Genomic DNA, 20,899 nt, shown 5'->3' with positions numbered 1-20,899 from the left:
CCTGACTGACAGTCAGGCATGCCCCCGGTCATCGCATAGCTGCCTTCACTCGACTCAGGATCTCGCGGCGTTGATCTCGTCAGCCAGTGCAGGCACCACCCGTCCACTTTCTCGGAAGTGCTCAGGAGACCAGATCATGAGATGCCCAGGCTCTCGGCCGTAAAGAGCCGCCAGTCCCGCGGTAGTGCCATCACCAGGACCATGCCCTTGGCACCTTTCCAAGGCCTCGTTAATGAGGTTTTTTACAGGTTTCAAGCAAGTTTTTTAGTCCGCCCTAAGACAATTTTAAGGACTTTTTAAGATTCACATTGACATATCGCAAGACCCGCATAAGAATCCTGCAACTCTCAGAAACTAAGACCTGTAGGATTATCATGGCGAAGACAGCCCAGAGCATTGCAGCAGAACTCAACGAGATTATGCGAAAAAATGGGAATGAGTGCATGACTCTGAAATGGGATCAGTTCTACCAGGTTTGCGAACGAGAACGCCTGGCCGAAGTCGTGATGGAAAATATCCAGAAACAGCTTAAGAGAAACGATCTGCACATCATTTATGGCAACAATGTCATCGTAGTTCGTGATTTCTGTTGGAGACCTGTGACGCTGTGAAGACGATCTGCTCTGCATTTTCAGCAGATGACGCAGGTAGCATGCAGTGACTCCGGGCGATCAAAAAAATGATCAACCCGATTGAATCTATTCAACAAATAGTGGAATATGGGCTCACTACTCAGCCCCGTACGCAGCGATTAAGTTCTCTGGCAGTTGGGGTGAAGAAACCGGCCCTGTGCCGGTTTTTTCGTTTCTGGGGACTGAGTTTTGCGTACAGCCTGCTTTGTAGACGGTTACAACCTGTTTTACGGCCTGCTGGCTGGCACTCCGTACAAATGGCTTGACCTCCCGTCCCTCCTATCCCATATCGTTCGCGTCGAATGTCCAGACAGCTTCGTCAGCGCCATCAGCTTCTTCACCTCCGGCGTCAAGCCATCCCTTGCCAGTCGCGGCATCAAATCCAAAGAAGCCCAGGACGCGTATTTACGTGCCCTGATAGCGCGTGACGTAAAGGTATTCTACGGACGCCATCAGCTTGAATCCGGCAAAGCCCCACGCTTTGTCAACAAGGACACGCCTGCCTCCAGAGCCGATCAAGTCGAGGTTTGGAAATTAGAGGAGAAGGAAACGGATGTTCATATTGCTATAAGCATGTACCGTCTCGCAGCTCGTGAATCATTCCTACCGCCTGAACAGCGAACGCAGCAAATCGTCTTGGTATCGGGCGATACCGATATGACGCCAGCCTTAAAAGCGATCCGGGAAGACTTTGCGGATCTGCGCATAGGAGTCATCCTTCCACACCGCGAAGGCGTACAGCGCACGGTACCGGGCTCTCTTAAGCAGTATGCGAATTGGATGCGTCATGTGGTAACCGAAGTTGAACTCGCGGATCATCAGCTCCCCTCCCGAGTACCTACACGAAAAAAACCGGCCGTAAAACCAGCCTACTGGTAGGTCTTGCCTCATACTCTGATATCAGGCGTGCTTTACCGTAACCGGCGCCAAGATTGTAAAACAGGGTAATTGCATGAGCCGCCTACTTAGCATCAGCAACCAGTACCCACCGCTCAGGTAGGACTCGAAACACAACAGATCTATTTTCCCGATTGCTCCCCACGCCCCACCACGCTAATCTCGTTCCCGTCGCTGCGATTTGGCGACCGGGCCTGAGAACCCGACTTGATGCAGGCGCCTTAGCGCCACGCATTCGTTCAAATGACGAACGTGGTAGCTCTCACTTTGATACGGGAGTTCTACCAATGACGTTACAAATGCGTCTGCGTTAACCACCCTCGGCGTCACCCCCTTTTCCTTTCACTCCGACCAACCTTTGTTCCGCGTCAACAGCGGTGTTTCCCTGCATGAAGCCTTGCATCACGTTTCCGACTTGCTCCACCTCGCCAAGCTGCTCGCGGAAGACGCGGCGATGACGCAGGACACGGACCGTTATGCCTGGGCGTCGCATTATTTGCAGGAGATGAGCAAGGCGGTGATTGATGATGTGGTGAAGGTGTTGGAGTCGCCTGGGAATGTTGAGCAATAAAGAAGTCGTGTGGTGCGCGGGCTGACGTCATCGCGGGCAAGCCCAGCTCCCACAAAGGAAAGCCCTGACCTGAATAGGTCGGGGCTTTTTGCGAAAGGCGAGCCAAAGGCAATATGGCACTTAGCCACTTATTCGATTGACACCCCCTCCCCACTCCTTTAAAAACCCCGCCTTGCTTGCGCTTTTATCGAGACATGGATGTTGTCCAACCCTCCGCTGTTCAAATACCGCCGCTATTGGCTGGCGGTCATCATCGTGTTGCTGGCGATTCTTGATCCTTTCGGCTTGGCCAGTTCCAGCGACAAGGCGTCGGCGCAGTGGCTCAATCGTATGTTCGCCAGCCACTACCCGAGCCTTGGGCAGCAGCGGGTGGCGGTGGTGTTGATTGATGATGCCTACCTGATGCGCAATGACAGCTCATGGCCCATGCCCTATGGCGAGCAGAGCAAGTTGTTTAAGCGTTTGTTGGCGTACAAGCCTGGGGCGGTGTTTGTGGATTTGCTGTATAGCCACGACCACTCGTTGGGCGATCCGGCGCGGGGCAGTCAGTTGCTGGCGAATGTGTTTGAGCGTTATCAACGCCAGGGCATCCCGCTGTGGTTGGCCAATACCGGGCTGAAGCGTGCGGAGGCGGGCCAGGCCAATACGCTGGCGCCTTTTATGCAGGTCAGCCGCCCAGCCCTGGTGGTGTGGGAAGGGGTGGATGACAAGTATCCACTGGCCAAGCACACCCAGGCCGGGCTGATGGAAACCCCCGCTTTGGCGCTGTACCGGGAGTTCTGTGCCACGCACGAGTGCAAGCCACCGCCGGTGGATGCGCAAACCGCTGCGCAGCGCCAGCCCATCGCGGTGCAATGGGGCCTGAAGCTGGCGCCGGAACAAGCGCGTATTGCTGATATCCGCCACTGCGCAGCGGCGCGGCATTTCTTGCTGGACGGGGTGGCGCAGTTGTTCCAGGCCGTGTTCTGGAAGCTGGATGACTCGGCCCAGGCGCGGTGCCCTTATACGCTGACGTTGTCGGCCAGTGACCTGGAGGTCACCGAGCCGGACGACCAAGCCCTGATCGCCGAGTTACTCCACGACCGCCTGGTGCTGGTCGGCGCCAATATCGCCTCCACCGGGGACTGGGTGGAGTCACCGGTACATGGCCAGCTCCCCGGCGTTTACCTGCACGCCATGGCCCTGGATAACCTGATCAATTCAGGCATGAACTACGACCATGAACCGGCCAATTTCCCCGCCCTGCCCTTCAATTGGCTGGACCTGCTGGAGCTCGGGCTGCTGGCGTTGATTGCTGTGCTCAAGGCGCTGCACGCACGGCGCCTGGCGGGCCATCGCGCCTGGAGCCGTTGGCGGCGCCAGGAAATCTGGTTTTTTACCTCGCCGTGCCCGTCGTGGCTGTTGGTGATGTCGATGTTGGCGGCGGTCAGTGTGCTGCTGAGCCTCAATGACATCACCCCGGTCAACGTGCTGGGCATTGTATTGCTGTCGTTGGTGTTGTTCAGCGAGCGGATCGAAGCCTTCTTCGACCGCGATCGCTGAGTGTGCCGCTTTGCTATTTGACTCAAGGAACCCAAGGATGAACAGAAGCCTCATCGTCTTGCTCGCCGCCCTCTTCACCCCAGGTGCCTGGGCGGAAACTCACAGTATCAAAGCGTTCCTGGCCGACCCGGTGACGGTGCTCGACGAACAGGGCAAGCAACAGCGTGAGCTGGCGAAAAAGGATGCGCCCACCCAGCCCGTGCCGGTGTTGCAGTACAACCAGGCGCTGGACCTGGTGCAGGTAGAGCTGGCCGGCCAGAAGGTCTGGCTGGACACCATGGACCTGCGCATCGAACCGCCGCTGAACGTCGTCGACCTGCCTTGCCAGGGCCTGACCAAAAGCCAGGCCAAGGACAGCCGCAATAATTCCACCATTGGCTTTGGTGCCGGTTGCAATCAATAAAAGGAGCGTTGCGGTGAAGGGATATCGAGTGGCAGCCAGCCTGTTGGCCTGTTCCGTGCTCAGTGGTTGCGCGACCTTGAAGGGCGCAGACCAGGCGTTTCTGAACCTGGTGGGGCCTTCGACCCAGTCCCGGGTCCAGGGCCACTATGTGGACAACACCGACGTGCGCCAGTATTACAAGCTCGACCCACAGCGCCAGAGCCAGCAGCGCCTGAGCTATGACGGGCGGGCGGTGCCGGCCGCCGAGGCGCGCCAGCAGAACCTGGTGGATATCCCGATGCTGCAAGGCTACTTGCAGGGCATTGTCACGCGCTTGTCCAAGGGCTGGCCGGGGGAGTTGCCGCCGCTACAGGTGAAGATCACCGACAGTTATGGTTTCGGGCCATCGGCGGACCCTTACGGCAACCTGTTCGTGCCGCTGGGGATGCTCGACAACGTTGCCAGCGAAGACGAAATCGCGGCAATGCTTGGTCATGAAATGAGCCATGTGCTGCTGCATCACCATGACCGCATGGCCGCCTTCCAGCAGCAGAAAGACATGTTCACCACCGTCGCCTCCACGGTCGCCTTGGCCACCATGGCTGCCGATACGGGCGTCGACCGCAGCTCCGGAACGATGAAGCTGTTCAGCAAAGACCCGGCCGGCACCCAGAAGACCATCGGTAACACAGTGCTGTACACCGCCCTGGCCAATACCTTTTCCGACCAGGTGTGGAGCACCGCCTGGGGCCGCAGCCAGGAAGACCAGGCCGACCTGCTCGGCACCGACTTGATGATCCGCGCCGGTTACGCCCCGCGCGCCGCCACCCATAGCCTGGAGCGTCTCAACGACTTCCAGGGCAAGCAGAAGCCATTGCTCACGGGCTTTCTCACGGCGCGCAAGAATGCCATGCAGGATTCGCTGCAGCAGTTCAATCTCAACCAGTTCACCAAAGAGCTGGACGTGCTGGTCAAGGACGGCCTGACCACCGGCATCACCGCAACCACCCAGTACTTCAACCGCTCGCATATGTCGGCCATGGACCGCGACACCGAGCTGCGCCAGTACTTGCAACGCGAATATCGCCAGGAACGCCGCGCCCGGGTCAACCCGCAAAGCTGGTCGAAGATGAAGAACACGCCCCAAGTGGCGAAGGCCTTGCAGGGTTATAAAGATGCGTACTTCGCCATCGATGCCTTGGAGAAAAACAAAGTGCCGGATGCCGAAAGGTTTATCCGCCAGGCACTGGCTTCGCCGGTCAGGGACCAGCCGAGTATTCGGCGCACCGCCTATACCGTGCGCCTGGCCCAGGGTAAAAACAGCGAAGCGCTGAAAGAGTTGCAGGCGATCAAGGACTGGTCCCTGGCTGGCCCTTCTACCTATGACTTGATGATCAGCTACCACCTCAAGCGGGGTGATGGGCAAGCGGCGCTGGCTATGATCGACAAGGCCGAACGCAATCTGGGCTCGGAAGAACTGTTCATCACTGAAAAGCTGTTGGCCAACCAGCAACTGCAGAATACGCAGCAGGTACAAACCGTGCTGCGCAAGTGCGAGCAATACCCCGCACGCAAGGAAAACTGCAAGAAGCTTGCGCCGATCAAGGCCTGACATTCAGGACACTCCACCCAGGCGAAAACACTCGCCGCCAGGCAATAAAAAACCCCGAACCAGTCGGGGTTTCTTATTGCCTGGAATCAGGCGCGACGCTCGATCAATTAGAAAACGTTGATCGGGTAGTCGGCGAACAGGCGCAGTTCGTTACCGCCAACGTTGTAGTTGCTGGCGTTGTTGGAAACGCGCAACCACGAGGCACGAGCACGCAGGCTCAGGTCTTTGGCTGGGCCGCTCTGTACGACGTATTTGAACTGGTTCCAGATCTCACGCTCGGTGCCATCGCCACGGCCGGTGCCGTCGTCGATGTTGGTGCCGCGCACGTAGGCAATGTTGTAGGTCAGGCCCGGTACGCCGAAGGTGGCGAAGTCGATGCCGTAACCTGCTTGCCAGGAGCGCTCATCCTTGCCATTGAAGTCGGACCAGTAGGAGTTGGCCAGCAAGATGGTATTGCCGCCATCGCCGATGCCGCCCGCATTACGGTACCCGCCGTACAGGTAGCCGGTGTCGCCGGTGCTGCGCTGGTGAGCGATGGTGAAGCTGTGCGGGCCAACAGCCCAGGTGGCGCCCAGGCTCCAGATCTTGTTGTCGCGGGCGTCGGCATCACCTTGGTTTTCCAGGGCGAAGCTGCGGTCGAGCTTGGTTTTGTAGCCGTTGAAGTCAAACGTCAGCGATTGTTTCTCTGGCAGCGCCAGCACGTAGTTGACGTTGACGTATTGCTTCTTCAGCACGTCCTGCATGTCGGAGGCGTACAGCGCAGCCGACAGGCTTTCGGTGAATTTGTAGCTACCACCAATGTAGTTGATGCTCTTCAAGCGGCCGCTGTCGCTGCCCTCGGCGCTCTTGCGAGCTTCCTTGGTGAAGTGACCGGCGTCCAGTTGCAGGCCGGCGATCTCTTTGGAAACGATCGAGGTACCCTCGTAGGTTTCCGACAGCAGGCGCGAGTTGTCGTATTGCAGGACCGGCACGGCTGGCATCTGCTGACCGTACTTGATCACGGTGTTGGAGATACGCGCCTTGACGGCTGCGCCGCCTTTGGCCAGGTCGCTGGCGGCTTCACCGCTGTCACCTTGCTTGAAGAAGTCGATGCCGCCAGCACCGCTGCGACCTTTACCACCGTCCAGACGAATAGCGTATTGACCGATCACATCCACACCCACACCCACGGTGCCTTGGGTGAAGCCGGACTCGAACTTGCCGATGAAACCTTGGCCCCATTCGGCTTTGTCCTGCTTGCCGTTTTTGTAGTCACGGCTGATGTAGGCGTTACGTGCGGCGATGTTCAGGTGGCTATCTTCAACGAAACCCTTGGATTGCTCCTGGTCGTTTGCCATTGCTGTCGATGCGCTCAAAATCCCCAGAGCGATCAGACTCATCCGTTGCTTCAACATTTTCTTATATTCCTTAGTACGAGTTGAGTACGCGCTGTGACACCAGGCCCCGTGTTGCTTTTTTCTGGTGTCGACTTTCTTCCGCAAAAAGAAGGCCCGCGGACGACTGAACTGCCGCGGGCCTTTTTTTATTGGATGAGTCATGGTGGTTAGCCACAGGCGTTGGGGGCAATCCTATGCGCGCGTTGAACTATGTGTCAATTTCGTGAATCGTCTGTATTTAGGCGATATTCGTCTAAGCACTGGGCCAAAGCGCCGCTGGAAACGCCCGCAATTCTCTTCCATATCCCTTGAAAACACATCAAGTAACAATTCTAACAGTCAGCACCTTAGGGAATAGATAACACGCGCAAATGCAAAGCATTACCATTCGCGCACTATTTCTCTGCCAGACCATTTGGATACTCACCCCCATGCTTGTCCCGCGCCTGACGCCCATTTCCCTAGGGCTCTCTGTTTTGCTGTCTGTCGGTTTTGCCAATGCGACCACGGTATTGCCTGCAACCTCGATCAACGCCGAGGCTGACGAAGACGACCCACGCGTCAAGGAAACCAGCACCGCCACTCGCACCGCCACTTCTGTGCGCTACGTGCCCCAGGCCATCGATTCCGTGAAGACCGAAAGCCTGCGCTCCTACGGCACCAACGACCTGGGCCAGGCGTTGAGCGGCATCCCTAACGTCAGCAGCGGCGCCGACACGCGCTTCGACAGCTTGCGCATACGCGGTTTTGACGCGAGCAACGATTTCTATCTGGACGGCATCCGCGACGACAGCCAGTACGTGCGCGACCTGCATAACATCGAGCGCATCGAAGTGCTCAAGGGCCCGGCTGCGGTGCTGTACGGGCGCGGCGGCCAGGGTGGGATCGTCAACCGCGTCAGCAAACTGCCTACCCAGGGGCTGAAATCCAGCATCGAAGCCCAAGGCGGCAGCAATGATTTGCGCAGCCTGTATGCCGACCTGAGCACCGATCCGACTGACACCATCAGCCTGCGCCTGAACATGGGCAACCAGGACAACAACAGCTTTCGCGATGGGGTCAGTGGCAACCGCCAGTTGTTCGCACCGTCGATGAGCTGGCAGCTCACCCCTGAGCTGAACTGGCTGGTGCAATACGAATACAGCCGCTACAACCGCACGCCGGACCGCGGCATACCCGGGGTCAACGGGCGCCCGGCCGATGTAAGCCGCAGCACCACTTATTTCGATAGCGGCGATTACATCGACGATACATCCCAGTCCCTGCGTTCCAAGCTCGCCTATGAGCTCAACGCCAACTGGCAACTGCGCCACACCCTCGGAGTGTTCAAGCTCGACAGCGATTTCGACAACACCTACCAGACCGGCTACGACCCGAAAACCAACACCGTCACCCGCCAGCACTGGCAGCAGGACCTGACCACCCGCAATGTGTTCAACAACCTTGAGCTGGAAGGTGGTTTCGACACCTTCGGCCTGGAGCACCGCCTGCTCACCGGTATTGAGCTGGGCAGCCAGCGCCGCGATCCGAAGCTGTACTCCGCCACCGCCGTCAATCGAGGCGGCCAGGCCGTGCCGGGCCTGGACCTCAACCAACCCAATCGCCACCTGAGCCACACCGGGAGCATGAGCGTTTCGAGCAACAACCACACCGAAGTCGAAAGCCGCGCCCTGTACGTGCAGGACCAACTGCGCCTGAATGACCAGTGGCAGCTCCTGGGCGGGCTGCGTTACGACCGCTTTGAAGTGGACACCACCAGCAAGCTGCTCAATACCCAGCAAAACGTGAAGAGCCATAGCACCAGCCCACGCGTCGGCCTGGTGTGGACGCCGCTGGAGCATCATTCGTTCTATGCCTCGTGGAGCAAGACCTTCACACCCGCAGGCGGCGGCCTGATCGGTATCACGCCGAATGCGGCCGGCGGCGCCAATGACCTGAGCCCCGAGCTGACCAAGCAAAAAGAAATCGGCGTGAAAAGCGACTGGCTCGACGACCGCCTGAGCACCACCCTGGCCGTGTACGAGCTGGAACTCTACAACCGCCGCACCAGCGACCCGCTGGACCGCACCATTACCCTGCTCACAGGCTTGCAACGCTCACGCGGCGTGGAGCTGACCGCCACCGGCAAGATCGTCGACAATTGGTACGTACGCGGCGGCGTGGGGCTGCAGGACGCCAAGGTGGAGAAGGACAACAATGGCTTTGAAGGCAAACGCATCAGCGACGTAGCCAAGCGTAATGCCAGCCTGTTCATCACCTGGAAGCCCGAAATGGGTTGGTACGCGGAAACCGGCTTGACCCTGGTAGGTGATCGTTACGCCGACAACCTCAATACCGTGGTGCTGCCGGGCTATGGGCGCTGGGACGCACTGGCCGGGTTCCGTCAGAAGGAATGGGACATAAGGGCGGCGCTCAACAATATCGCCGACAAAAACTACTATGCCTCGGCGACCAGCGCGGCGCAGATTCAACCGGGAGAGCCGCGTAGCCTGGTCGTCACCGGTACCTACAGTTTCTAAGGCCGAATAAATGAAACCTGTGGGTGGGGCTTGCTCCCTCCCACATAAGGTCTCAGCGCGCCTTAGAGTTACACATCAGGTCACACAGCTCGCGCACTTCATCCTCCGTGAACAACCCCACCGGGTAGCGTTCACGCATCACGCTGCGCCAGTCAGGCGCTTGCCTGATCTGTCTCGAGCCGTTTGCCTTCAACCAGAGCGCCAGCGCATGGATCGCGTCGCCGTTAACTCGCGTCGGGTGGAATGGGCGCATGTAGATAGGGTTGATATCGGCATTCATTTCAGCGCTCTCTCCTGCTGCGTGAGCGGCTAACTTACTCAAGGTTTGTGACAGATCTGTGCAGTCATCACCCTGGGCCATTGTTACGACAGCGATACAAGAGCTATGCCAATTCCCAGTGTTCATTGGCGTTCAGGTATAAAAAAGCCCGCAACCTGGCTGGGCCGCGGGCTTGCCGGGAACACTGCAATCACACCGTGCCCCGGTTGCCATCAAGGCGTTGTTACAACTGCACTCAATTTCTCTGCGGGGCTGGCTGTTGTTGAGTCAGGCAATGGATATTGCCGCCTCCCAGTAACAGTTCACGCCCCGGCACCATCACCACCTCGTGCTGGGGGAACAGGTTCTGCAGGATCTGCTTGGCTTGGCTGTCCAGCGGGTCGTCGAAACTCGGCGCGATGATGCCGCCGTTGACGATCAGGAAGTTGACGTAGGAACCGGCCAACCGCACGGTCGGATTACGCTCTTGGCTGCCGTCCACCGGGTCGACACCGGCGCACTCCTCCTCAGTGGCGTACAGCGGCCCCGGGATCGGCATTTTATGCACGATGAACGAGCGGCCTTGGGCATCGGTGCTGTTTTGCAGCACATCCATGGCCGCATGGCAGCGTGCATAGTTCGGATCTTGTGGGTCATCGGTCCAGGCCAGCAACACTTCACCCGGACGCACGTAGCAGCAGAAGTTATCCACATGGCCGTCGGTTTCATCGTTGAACAGGCCGTCCGGCAGCCAGATGATCTTATCCACCGCCAGGTGATCGCTGAGCACTGCTTCGATCGCTGCTCGATCAAGGTGCGGGTTGCGATTGCGGTTTAACAGGCATTCTTCGGTGGTGATCAGGGTGCCCTCGCCGTCCACATGGATCGAACCGCCTTCAAGCACAAAGCCTTCAGTACGGTAGCGCGGCGCCCGTTCGATCTCGAGGATCTTGCCACCCACTTGGGAATCACGGTTCCACGGCGAATAAAGGCCGCCGTCGAAACCACCCCAGGCGTTGAAATCCCAGTTCACGCCACGCACTTCGCCGCTGTCGTTGATCACGAACGTCGGGCCGGTGTCCCGCACCCAGGCATCGTCGCTGGACATCTCCACCAAGCGGATATTGGGCACATCCAGGCGCGCACGGGCGTTCTCGTACTGGCCGGCGGAAACTGCAACGGTCACCGGTTCAAAGCGGGCAATGGCCTTGGCCACGGCCACATGGGCTGCCTGCGCCGGCTTGCCGCCCAAGCGCCAGTTGTCAGGGCGCTCAGGCCAGATCATCCAGGTTTGGGTCTGTGGCGCCCATTCGGCAGGCATGTGGAAGCCATCGGCGCGAGGGGTGCTGTGCAGGGTGGTCATGGCGATCAGGGCTCCGAATGGGGTGAAGGTCGACTTTATAACGGATAAAAATCGGCTTTAAAAGCGGTTAATCAGGGTTAACATCGATAAAAACGTGAAGTAGTCGATAACTATCGACAAGCGATTGTGGCGTGGTCATCACGACAGATTTACAGAACAAAGCCGCCGCGCGTGCTGTCCATAGTGCCGTTCGAACAGGCACGATGGGTCAACAGGGACAACAACATTGTGACGGCGTTTGTTTTTTCAGACGTCTATATCGCCATTGTTCAGGGGTTTTAATCAACCCCTTATGCTCGCGGCGCTTGCGCCGGCCCGATTCACAACTCAAGCTATGCTTCTTTCGCTTAATGTCCGTCTAAGGAAAAGGCCCTCGACATGCGCATTCTCATCACCGGCGGCGCCGGATTTATTGGCTCGGCCCTGATCCGGCACTTGATTCAACACACCGAGCATGAAGTGCTCAACCTGGATAAGCTGACCTACGCCGGCAACCTCGAGTCGCTAGCCAGTATCGCGTCCAACAGCCGCTATGAGTTCGTCCAGGCCGATATCATCGACCAGGCCACCGTGAGCGCCATACTTGCTCGCTTCCAGCCTGACGCCATCATGCATTTGGCGGCTGAATCCCACGTCGACCGTTCCATTGACGGCCCGTCGGATTTTATCCAGACCAATATCGTTGGCACCTATAGCCTGTTGGAGGCCACCCGGGCCTACTGGCAGAAGCTGGCAGAACCGGCGAAGAGCGCGTTTCGTTTCCACCACATCTCCACTGACGAGGTCTACGGCGACCTGCACGGCGTGGACGATCTCTTCACCGAGACCACGCCTTACGCCCCCAGCTCGCCGTATTCCGCGAGCAAGGCGGCCTCAGACCACCTGGTACGCGCCTGGCAGCGCACCTATGGCCTGCCGGTGCTGCTGACCAACTGCTCGAACAACTACGGGCCGTTCCACTTCCCCGAAAAGTTGATCCCACTGGTCATCCTCAACGCCCTCGCGGGCAAGCCGCTGCCGGTGTACGGCGATGGCTTGCAGGTGCGTGACTGGCTGTTCGTCGAGGACCATGCCCGCGCGCTGCTTAAAGTGGTAACCACTGGGGTTGTGGGCGAAACCTACAACATCGGCGGCCATAACGAGCAGAAGAACATCGACGTGGTACGTGGCATTTGCGCCCTGTTGGAAGAGCTGGCGCCACAACGCCCAGCCGGCGTAGAAAAATTCACCGACCTGATCACCTTCGTCAAGGATCGCCCGGGCCACGACCAACGCTACGCCATCGATGCCAGCAAGATCGAGCGCGAGCTGGGCTGGGTCCCGGAAGAAACCTTCGAGACCGGACTGCGCAAGACCGTGCAGTGGTACCTCGATAATCTGGAATGGTGCCGCAGGGTCCAGGATGGCAGTTATCAAGGTGAACGATTGGGCAACACTGACGCAAAGGATTTGATCGCATGATGAAGGGCATTGTATTGGCCGGCGGTTCCGGCACCCGCTTGCACCCCATTACCCTGGGCGTGTCCAAGCAGCTGTTGCCGGTGTATGACAAGCCAATGATCTACTACCCGATCTCGGTGCTGATGCTGGCGGGGATCAAGGACATCCTGGTGATCTCTACCCCAGTGGATCTGCCGCAGTACCGTAACCTGCTGGGCGACGGCAGCCAGTTCGGTGTGCGCTTCAGCTATGCGGAGCAGCCTTCGCCGGATGGCCTGGCGCAGGCATTCATCATTGGTGAAGAGTTCATTGGCGATGATCCTGTGTGCTTGATCCTGGGGGATAACATCTTCCACGGCCAGCATTTCAGCGATCAATTGCGCGGCGCAGCCGAACGCCCTTCGGGCGCTACCGTCTTCGGTTACTGGGTCAAAGACCCAGAGCGTTTCGGTGTAATCGACTTCGACCAAGAAGGCCGTGCCCTGTCCATCGAAGAAAAACCGTTGAAGCCAAAGTCCCACTACGCCGTGACTGGCCTGTATTTCTACGACAACGACGTGATCAAGATCGCCAAGGCGGTCAAGCCATCGCCACGCGGCGAGCTGGAAATCACTGACATCAACAATGCCTACCTCCAGCGCGGTGATCTGCACGTAGAGCGATTCGGCCGCGGGTTCGCCTGGCTGGATACCGGCACCCACGACAGTCTGTTGGAAGCCTCTACCTACGTACAGACCATCGAACACCGCCAAGGCTTGAAAGTAGCCTGCCTGGAAGAGATCGCCTACGAGAACGGCTGGATCGACCGAGACTATCTGCTGGAGCGCGCCAAATACTTCGGCAAAACCGGCTATGGCCAGTACTTGTACATGCTCGCCGGGAACACTAAATGAATGTAACCGCCACTGAGTTGCCCGATGTATTGATCATCCAACCCAAGGTTTTTGGCGATGAGCGCGGCTTTTTCTATGAGAGTTTCAATGCTCGTGAGTTTGAAAAAGCCAGCGGGCTGCAACTGCAATTTGTGCAGGACAACCACTCACGCTCGCAAAAGGGCGTGCTCAGGGGCTTGCACTATCAGGTAGAACACGCCCAGGGAAAACTGGTGCGTGTGACGGCTGGCGAAGTCCTGGACGTGGCGGTGGATATCCGCCGCAGCTCCCCGCACTTCGGCAAATGGACCAGCGTGCGACTGTCTGCCGAAAATAATCGCCAGTTGTGGATCCCACCGGGTTTTGCCCACGGTTTCGTGGTGCTGAGCGATTACGCCGAATTCCTCTACAAGACCACGGATTACTACACGCCCTCTGCGGAGCGTTGCATTCGTTGGAACGACGCGGATCTCAACATCGATTGGCAGCTCAACGGCACACCGACGCTGTCCGCCAAGGATCAAAACGGTGCAAACCTGAAAGACGCGGACTTATTCCTGTGACGGCTTCCCTGAAAATCCTCATCACCGGCCAACACGGCCAAGTCTCCCAAGAGCTGCAACAGCGGCTCCAGGGCCTGGGCGAGCTCATCGTCCTGGGCCGCGATCAGCTGGACCTTGCCAACGCCGACCTGATCCGCCAACAGGTACGCGCCCATCGCCCCGGCCTGATCATCAACGCGGCCGCGCACACCGCCGTTGATCTGGCCGAGAGCGAACCGGACGCAGCCTTTGCCATCAACGCTGTCGCCCCCGGCATCCTAGCCGAGGAAGCCAAGGCATTGGGCATCCCGCTGATCCACTACTCGACCGACTACGTGTTCGACGGCAGCAAACCTGCCCCGTACACCGAAAACGACACGCCAAACCCATTGGGTGTCTACGGCCAGAGCAAGCTGGCAGGCGAGCGGGCGATTGCTGCCGTGGGTGGCCAATACCTGATTCTGCGCACCAGCTGGGTGTATTCCAGCCACGGCAAGAACTTCCTGCTGACCATGCAACGCCTGCTGCAGGAAAAACCGCAGATGCGCATCGTGGCCGACCAGATCGGTGCGCCGACCTGGGCGGGGACCATCGCCAACAGCACCCGTTTGCTGATTGAGCAGTGGCAAGCCGGCAAGGCCGGGGAATGGGGCGTCTATCACCTGACCGCCCAAGGCGAAACCTCGTGGTTCGGCTTCGCCGAGGCCATTGGCGCGCAGCTGCGGGCCGACGGGAAAGCCTGCGCCGAACTGGAGCCGATCCCTTCCAGCGCCTACCCGACCCCCGCCAAGCGCCCGCTGAACTCGCGCCTGGACTGCAAGCGGCTGCAGCAGCAATGGCAGGTCAGCCAGCCGCAGTGGCAGGACGCATTGCAAGAGTGTCTTGCACAGCAGCACTAGGCATAATGCGCCTGTACCCACAGGCGCGATCCCCATGACTCCACCCCTTGCGCGAAGACCCCGCTGGCGCAGCCTTGCCCTGCTGGCATTATGCCTGGCACCGCTGTTGTGGCCACTGGAGCACCTGGCCGAGCGCTATTACCGCAGCGAACTGGCCGGGCAGAATCGCCAGACCCTCGATCTCTATGTCGCCAACCTGCTGGGCACCCTGCACCGCTACGAAGTGCTGCCGCAGATCCTCGGTGACCTGCCGGCGCTGCGCACCGCGCTGGACGCGCCCCAGGTCAGCACCAACCTGGCCAACGCCAACCTGCTGCTCAAGGACGTCGCCGCCCAGGCCGGGGTGGAAGTGATGTATTTGATGGACACCACCGGCAAGACCCTGGCCGCGTCCAACTGGGACAAACAAGACAGTTTTGTCGGACGTAATTTTTCCTTTCGTCCGTATTTCAGCGAGGCCATGGCCGGGCGCCTGGGGCGCTTTTTCGGCCTGGGCACCACCTCGGCCAAGCGCGGCTACTTTTTTGCCGCCGCGGTACGTGATGGCGACACGATCATCGGTGTGCTGGTGGTGAAGGTCGACCTGGACCACACCGAGAGCCTCTGGGGTAATACCCCGGAACAACTGCTGGTCACCGACCACAACGGCGTGGTGATCCTCACCTCACGCCCACAATGGCGATTCCGCGCCACGCGGCCACTGACCACCGAAGAACGCCAGGCCATCATTGCCATCCAGCCCTACCCGACCCGCGACCCGCAACCGCTGAGCCTGAGCAGCAGCGCCTGGCTGCGCCAATCCACGGCCATCGCCGAGACCGGTTGGAACGTGGAAATCCTCGCACCGCGCTCGCTGATCAATCGCCCGGTGCGCACAGTGATGGCCGTCGGTGGTGCCGCGCTGTTGGTGCTGATGCTGTTGCTGGGCTTGATCATGCAGCGCCGCCGGCATTACCTGGAACGTATCGCCTTCGAAGCCAAGGCCCGCCGCGAGTTGGAAATGCGCGTGGCCGAGCGTACCAGCGACCTGGAGGGCCTCAACCGGCGCCTGAAACAGGAAGTGCTGGAACGTGAGCACGCCCAGCAGGAACTGGTGCGCGCCCAGGATGACCTGGTGCAGGCCGGCAAACTTTCGGCACTGGGGACCATGTCAGCAAGCATCAGCCATGAACTGAACCAACCGCTGGCGGCGATTCGCAGTTATGCGGAAAACGCCGAAATCCTGCTCGACCACGAACGCACCAACGATGCCCGCGGCAACCTCAAGCTGATCAGCGAATTGACCGGGCGCATGGCTTCGATCATCGCCCACCTGCGCGCCTTCGCCCGTCGCGACCGCCACGCACCGGAGAGCGTGGCCCTGCAACCGGCGCTGGACGACGCCCTGGCGTTGCTGGCCAAGCGGCGGCGCTCGATGGAAGTGGAGCTGATCCGCGACCTGCCGGAGGCAACCCTGTGGGTACAGGCCGGTGAAACCCGCCTGCGCCAAGTGCTGGGCAACCTGTTGGCCAATGCCCTCGACGCCCTCACCGAAAAAGGTCCGCCGCGCAAACTCTGGCTGAGTGCCGAAACCACTGCACAGGGCGTCAACCTGTACATTCGCGACAATGGCCCGGGCTTTTGCTTGGAAGCCCTGGGCCGCGCCAGCGAGCCGTTCTATACCACCAAGACGCGCACCCAGGGCCTGGGCTTGGGCCTGGCGATCTGCGACACCCTGATGCGTGCCTTTGGCGGTGAACTGCTGTTCGCCAACCACAAGGAAGGCGGCGCGCTGTTAACCTTGAAATTGCGTGCCGGCTCGCCGGGCGTCAGTCTGCAACCGTCCGAGGACCGCAGTGTATGAGTATCGATAACCAGATTCAGGTGGTGTTGATCGACGACGATCCCCACCTGCGTCAGGCCTTGTGCCAGACCCTGGACCTGGCCGGGTTGAAAGTCCTGCCCCTGGGCGAAGCCAGCGGCCTCACCGCACGCCTGTCCCGCGATTGGCCGGGAGTGGTGGTCAGCGATATCCGCATGCCCGGTATGGACGGCCTGGAACTATTGGCCGAACTGCACGGCCAGGACCCGGATCTGCCGGTGCTGCTGATCACCGGCCATGGCGACGTGCCGCTGGCAGTGCAAGCCATGCGGGCCGGCGCCTATGACTTCCTGGAAAAACCCTTCGCCAGCGACGCCCTGCTCGACAGCGTACGCCGCGCCTTGGCCCTGCGTCGCCTGGTGCTGGATAACCGCAGCCTGCGTCTGGCCCTCAGTGATCGCCAGCAACTGAGCACACGCCTGGTGGGGCACTCGCCGCAAATGTTGCGCCTGCGCGAGCAAATTGGGGCGCTGGCCGCGACCAAGGCCGATGTGCTGATCCTGGGCGAAACCGGGGCGGGCAAGGAGGTCGTCGCCCGTGCATTGCATGATCTGTCGAGCCGCCGCAGCGGCCCGTTTGTGGCGATCAATGCCGGGGCGCTGGCCGAATCGGTGGTGGAAAGCGAACTGTTCGGCCATGAGCCGGGCGCGTTTACCGGTGCGCAGAAACGCCGCATCGGCAAGTTCGAGTTCGCCAATGGCGGCACGCTGTTCCTCGATGAAATCGAAAGCATGAGCCTGGATGTACAGGTCAAGTTGCTCCGCCTGTTGCAGGAGCGCGTGGTGGAGCGCCTGGGGGGCAATCAGTTGATCCCGCTGGATATCCGCATTATCGCCGCCACCAAGGAAGACCTGCGCCAGGCCGCCGACCAGGGCCGTTTCCGGGCTGACTTGTATTACCGCCTCAATGTCGCGCCGCTGCGCATTCCACCCCTGCGCGAGCGGGGCGAAGATGCATTGATGCTGTTCCAGCATTTCGCCGACGAGGCCAGCAGCCGCCATGGCCTGCCCCTGCATGAGCTGCAACCGGGCCAGCGCGCGCTATTGCTGCGCCACAGCTGGCCGGGCAATGTGCGCGAACTGCAAAACGCTGCGGAGCGTTTCGCCCTGGGCCTGGAGTTGGCGCTGGATAACACTCAGGACAACCCGGCAGCTGGCGTGCTGACCTCCACCCCTGGCGGCCTGAGCGAGCAGGTCGAGCAGTTCGAGAAGAGCCTGATCGCCGCCGAACTGACCCGCCCCCACAGTTCCCTGCGCAGCCTCGCCGAAGCCCTGGGCGTGCCGCGCAAAACGTTGCACGACAAACTGCGCAAGCACGGCCTGAACTTCGCTGACAGCGCCAACCACAGCGCTGACGACGAGTGACAACCGCAACCTGCCAAGAGGCCTACATGAGCCGCGACAGCCGTTATCTGGAATCCATTTTGCACCACGATATCCCCCTTACCCGGGAGATGGGTCTGAAGGTGCTCGACTGGCAGCACGACCAACTGCATCTGCATTTACCTTTGCAAGCCAACATCAACCATAAGAGCACCATGTTTGGCGGCAGCCTTTATTGCGGCGCCGTGCTCGCGGGTTGGGGTTGGCTGCACCTGAAATTGCGCGAAGAAGGGATTGAAGACGGGCATATCGTGATTCAGGAAGGGCAGATCAGTTATCCACTGCCAGTGACGCGGGATGCGACAGCCATTTGCGCAGCGCCGGAAGAGAAGGTGTGGAAGCGTTTTTTGGCGACGTACAAGCGTTATGGGCGGGCGCGGTTGGCACTGGAGACATGGATTGTGAATGCAGGCAGCGCAGAGAGGGCAGTAACCTTTACCGGCCAATACGTCCTGCACCGCTAAAAAATGTGGGAGGGGGCTTGCCCCCTCCCACACTTTGCCCTGTTGTGATCTTAAGATCTGGCCAGGGTCAATAGGCGTTCGCGCCATGCAGCCTTCGCGGGCAGCGCCAAAAAGAATGGGTTCAACAATGATTCCCGCGCCGGGTAGCTGAACGGCTGACCATTCAACTCCAACACCTCGCCCCCTGCCCCTTCCAGCACCCCCTGGGCCGCGGCAGTATCCCACTGTGACGTCGGCGCCAGGCGTGGATAGCAATCGGCGCTGCCTTCGGCCAACAGGCAGAACTTCAACGAGCTGCCGATATTCGCCAGTTTCAGCTCGCCCAAACCTTCGCTCAAACCATCCAGCAGGCGCTCTTGCTCGGCGCTGGTATGGCGACGGCTGGCCACCACGGTAAACGCTTCGCCCGCAGCCGGGGTCTGGCGTACTTGAATCTGCTTGGGCGCGGCATTTACATCCGAACGCCAAGCCCCAAGGCCCGCGCCGCCGAAATAGCAACGGCCAGTGGTAGGCATTGATACCACGCCGAATACCACGCGACCCTGTTCGATCAGGGCAATATTGACGGTGAATTCTTCGCTGCCAGAAATGAATTCCTTGGTGCCATCCAGCGGATCCACCAACCACCAACGCTGCCAGCCGGCTCGCACGCTTTGATCGATATCGGCATCCTCTTCGGACAGTACCGGAATGCTCGGATCCAAAGCAGTAAGGCCAGCGAGAATCAGATGATGGGCGGCCAGATCGGCAGCCGTTACCGGCGAATCATCCGCTTTTGAAGTCACGGCGACATCGGCACGCCAGTACGGCAGGATGGCTTCACCGGCCTGGCGCGCCAGTTCAATGACAGGGGCGATAAATGGGTGGCCTAAAAACAGTTCGCTCATGCGTTGAACGCTCCACGCTGGGTCAACAGGTCTCTTACCAAGTACAGCGCGGCCAGGGCGCGGCCTTCGCTGAATTGCTCGTTTTGCGCAAGCGCCGACAACTCACGCAGGTTGACCCGCTCCACGCGCATCGGTTCAGGCTCATCGCCTTCAAGGCGTTCTTCGTACAGATCGGTGGCCAGCACCACCTGGATTTTCTGGCTCATATAACCAGGCGACAACGACAGTTCGGTGATGTGCTCCAGCTGCCTTGCGCCGTAGCCGGCTTCTTCCTTGAGTTCGCGATCCGCCGCCGCCAACACATCCTCGCCCGGCTCGATCAAACCTTTGGGCAAGGACAATTCATACTCGTCGGTGCCACCGCAGTACTCTTCCACCAGCAGCGCATGATCCTCGTCGATCATCGCCACGATCATCACCGCGCCGTAGCCCGTGCCTCGCCCCACCAGACGCTCGTAGGTCCGTTCAACGCCATTGGAAAAGCGCAATTGCACTTCCTCCACGCGGAACAAACGGCTACTGGCGACTATTTCGCGGGCGAGGACAGTGGGTTTCTGGCGCATAAGCGGCTCCTTGGCGTGATCGGGTTACTATACCGTGGCTTTTCCGATTGTCTGTGTCGGATATCTTTACTTACATGAGAACGCACCATGCCCTCTTTGCCCTGGCACGCCATCGACACCGTCCTGCTGGACATGGACGGCACCTTGCTCGACCTGCATTACGACAACCATTTCTGGATGGAGCACTTGCCCCAGCGTTACGCCGAACTGCACGGCGTGAGCCGCGCCATGGCCGAGATGGAGTTGCAACCACTGTTCGAGCGTAACGCCGGACAGTTGCAATGGTACTGCCTGGATTTCTGGAGCACTGAGCTGGCGATCCCGGTGCGCGAACTCAAGCTGGAGACCGCCCACCTGATCGCCCTGCGCCCGGATGCCGATACGTTCCTGGCGGCGATCAAACAGGCCGGCAAGCGCGTGATCCTGATCACCAATGCTCATCGTGATTCGCTGTCATTGAAGTTGGAACGCATTGAACTGGCGCCCTATTTCGAGCGCTTGATCAGCTCCCATGACTACGGTTTCCCCAAGGAAAACCCGCAATTCTGGGAAGCCTTGCAAGCCGACATCCGTTTCGATCCGGCCCGTAGCCTGTTTATCGATGACACCTTGCCGATCCTGCGCAGCGCCCGGGATTTCGGCGTGGGGCACCTGCTGGCGGTGAAAGAGCCCGATAGCAAAAAAGGACAAAAGGACACCGCAGAGTTCGCGGCAGTGGAGGATTACCGCGATCTCATTGCCGGGCTCTAAACCCATGTGGGAGGGGGCTTGCTCCCGATGGCGGTGTATCAGCCAAGTATCAGGTGACTGAACCACCGCCATCGGGAGCAAGCCCC

Annotated in this window: 19 protein-coding genes and 1 pseudogene; 15 read left to right on the top strand and 5 right to left on the bottom strand. The window is 59.6% G+C overall.

Going from position 1 to position 20,899, the window contains the following annotated elements; translation table 11 throughout:
• The first annotated feature begins 374 nt into the window (after positions 1-374).
• The 6 genes and pseudogenes from BLU48_RS29875 to BLU48_RS29850 all read left to right on the top strand — a co-directional run bounded on the left by BLU48_RS29875 (position 375) and on the right by BLU48_RS29850 (position 5,636).
• Entirely contained in the window at positions 375-611 is a 237-nt protein-coding gene (locus tag BLU48_RS29875; protein ID WP_057024736.1) for a hypothetical protein, read from the top strand.
• Between the two features lie 210 nt (positions 612-821).
• A complete protein-coding gene (locus BLU48_RS29870) occupies positions 822-1,511 on the top strand; it encodes an NYN domain-containing protein (protein WP_057024737.1) in 690 nt (229 codons plus the stop codon).
• Positions 1,512-1,824: 313 nt separating this feature from the next.
• Positions 1,825-2,100, top strand: a pseudogene (locus BLU48_RS29865) (DUF3077 domain-containing protein); the annotation flags it as partial.
• 198 nt (positions 2,101-2,298) lie between these two features.
• On the top strand, positions 2,299-3,642 hold the full coding sequence (locus BLU48_RS29860) for a CHASE2 domain-containing protein (RefSeq protein WP_057024738.1): 1,344 nt from the start codon (positions 2,299-2,301) through the stop codon (positions 3,640-3,642).
• A 37-nt stretch (positions 3,643-3,679) separates the two neighbouring features.
• Entirely contained in the window at positions 3,680-4,045 is a 366-nt protein-coding gene (locus BLU48_RS29855) for a hypothetical protein (protein ID WP_057024739.1), read from the top strand.
• A gap of 13 nt (positions 4,046-4,058) precedes the next feature.
• The gene (locus BLU48_RS29850; protein ID WP_057024740.1) at positions 4,059-5,636 is read left to right on the top strand and encodes a M48 family metallopeptidase; all 1,578 of its coding nucleotides are present in this window, start codon (positions 4,059-4,061) and stop codon (positions 5,634-5,636) included.
• Between the two features lie 107 nt (positions 5,637-5,743).
• Here the strand turns inward: BLU48_RS29850 and BLU48_RS29845 are convergent, their stop codons facing one another.
• Positions 5,744-7,030 (bottom strand): OprD family porin, encoded by a 1,287-nt coding sequence (locus BLU48_RS29845; RefSeq protein ID WP_057024741.1) that lies wholly within the window; start codon positions 7,028-7,030, stop codon positions 5,744-5,746.
• Between the two features lie 413 nt (positions 7,031-7,443).
• Here BLU48_RS29845 and BLU48_RS29840 point away from each other — a divergent pair, with 413 nt between their 5' ends.
• A complete protein-coding gene (locus tag BLU48_RS29840; RefSeq protein ID WP_057024742.1) occupies positions 7,444-9,531 on the top strand; it encodes a TonB-dependent receptor in 2,088 nt (695 codons plus the stop codon).
• Positions 9,532-9,583: 52 nt separating this feature from the next.
• Here the strand turns inward: BLU48_RS29840 and BLU48_RS29835 are convergent, their stop codons facing one another.
• Together BLU48_RS29835 and aguA are read right to left on the bottom strand one after the other, a co-directional pair.
• Positions 9,584-9,811: a hypothetical protein gene (locus tag BLU48_RS29835; protein WP_057024743.1), complete on the bottom strand. Its 228-nt coding sequence runs from the start codon at positions 9,809-9,811 to the stop codon at positions 9,584-9,586.
• A gap of 235 nt (positions 9,812-10,046) precedes the next feature.
• On the bottom strand, positions 10,047-11,153 hold the full coding sequence (gene aguA, locus BLU48_RS29830; RefSeq protein WP_057024744.1) for an agmatine deiminase: 1,107 nt from the start codon (positions 11,151-11,153) through the stop codon (positions 10,047-10,049).
• Between the two features lie 378 nt (positions 11,154-11,531).
• Between aguA and rfbB the strand changes: the two genes are divergently transcribed.
• The 7 genes from rfbB to BLU48_RS29795 are packed head-to-tail and all read left to right on the top strand — an operon-like array spanning position 11,532 to position 18,613.
• Complete coding sequence (gene rfbB, locus BLU48_RS29825) at positions 11,532-12,614, top strand: dTDP-glucose 4,6-dehydratase (RefSeq protein ID WP_056847202.1); 1,083 nt, start codon at positions 11,532-11,534, stop codon at positions 12,612-12,614.
• A complete protein-coding gene (rfbA, locus tag BLU48_RS29820; protein WP_057024745.1) occupies positions 12,611-13,486 on the top strand; it encodes a glucose-1-phosphate thymidylyltransferase RfbA in 876 nt (291 codons plus the stop codon). The genes rfbB and rfbA overlap by 4 nt, the downstream gene beginning before the upstream one ends.
• Positions 13,483-14,028 carry a dTDP-4-dehydrorhamnose 3,5-epimerase gene (gene rfbC, locus BLU48_RS29815; protein ID WP_057024746.1) on the top strand — a complete coding sequence of 182 codons (546 nt, stop codon included), beginning with the start codon at positions 13,483-13,485 and terminating at the stop codon, positions 14,026-14,028. The genes rfbA and rfbC overlap by 4 nt, the downstream gene beginning before the upstream one ends.
• The gene (gene rfbD, locus BLU48_RS29810) at positions 14,025-14,906 is read left to right on the top strand and encodes a dTDP-4-dehydrorhamnose reductase (RefSeq protein WP_057024747.1); all 882 of its coding nucleotides are present in this window, start codon (positions 14,025-14,027) and stop codon (positions 14,904-14,906) included. The genes rfbC and rfbD overlap by 4 nt, the downstream gene beginning before the upstream one ends.
• 34 nt (positions 14,907-14,940) lie before the next feature.
• Positions 14,941-16,749 (top strand): sensor histidine kinase, encoded by a 1,809-nt coding sequence (locus BLU48_RS29805; protein WP_057024748.1) that lies wholly within the window; start codon positions 14,941-14,943, stop codon positions 16,747-16,749.
• Positions 16,746-18,131, top strand: a complete 1,386-nt coding sequence (locus BLU48_RS29800; RefSeq protein WP_057024749.1) for a sigma-54-dependent transcriptional regulator — start codon at positions 16,746-16,748, stop codon at positions 18,129-18,131. Before BLU48_RS29805 ends, BLU48_RS29800 begins: the two co-directional genes overlap by 4 nt.
• Positions 18,132-18,157: 26 nt before the next feature.
• Positions 18,158-18,613, top strand: coding sequence for a thioesterase domain-containing protein (locus tag BLU48_RS29795; protein WP_057024750.1), 456 nt, complete (start codon positions 18,158-18,160; stop codon positions 18,611-18,613).
• 50 nt (positions 18,614-18,663) lie between these two features.
• Here the strand turns inward: BLU48_RS29795 and cysQ are convergent, their stop codons facing one another.
• Both cysQ and nudE read right to left on the bottom strand, forming a co-directional pair.
• On the bottom strand, positions 18,664-19,500 hold the full coding sequence (gene cysQ, locus BLU48_RS29790; RefSeq protein ID WP_043047368.1) for a 3'(2'),5'-bisphosphate nucleotidase CysQ: 837 nt from the start codon (positions 19,498-19,500) through the stop codon (positions 18,664-18,666).
• Positions 19,497-20,063 (bottom strand): ADP compounds hydrolase NudE, encoded by a 567-nt coding sequence (gene nudE / locus BLU48_RS29785; RefSeq protein ID WP_043047369.1) that lies wholly within the window; start codon positions 20,061-20,063, stop codon positions 19,497-19,499. Before nudE ends, cysQ begins: the two co-directional genes overlap by 4 nt.
• Positions 20,064-20,150: 87 nt before the next feature.
• Between nudE and yrfG the strand changes: the two genes are divergently transcribed.
• Positions 20,151-20,813, top strand: a complete 663-nt coding sequence (yrfG, locus tag BLU48_RS29780; RefSeq protein ID WP_057024751.1) for a GMP/IMP nucleotidase — start codon at positions 20,151-20,153, stop codon at positions 20,811-20,813.
• Positions 20,814-20,899: the final 86 nt, after the last annotated feature.

The organism is Pseudomonas synxantha (assembly GCF_900105675.1).
Taxonomy (GTDB): domain Bacteria; phylum Pseudomonadota; class Gammaproteobacteria; order Pseudomonadales; family Pseudomonadaceae; genus Aquipseudomonas; species Aquipseudomonas synxantha.
Note: the sequence above shows the minus strand (reverse complement) of the source record. Positions and strands in the feature narration are given on the sequence as shown.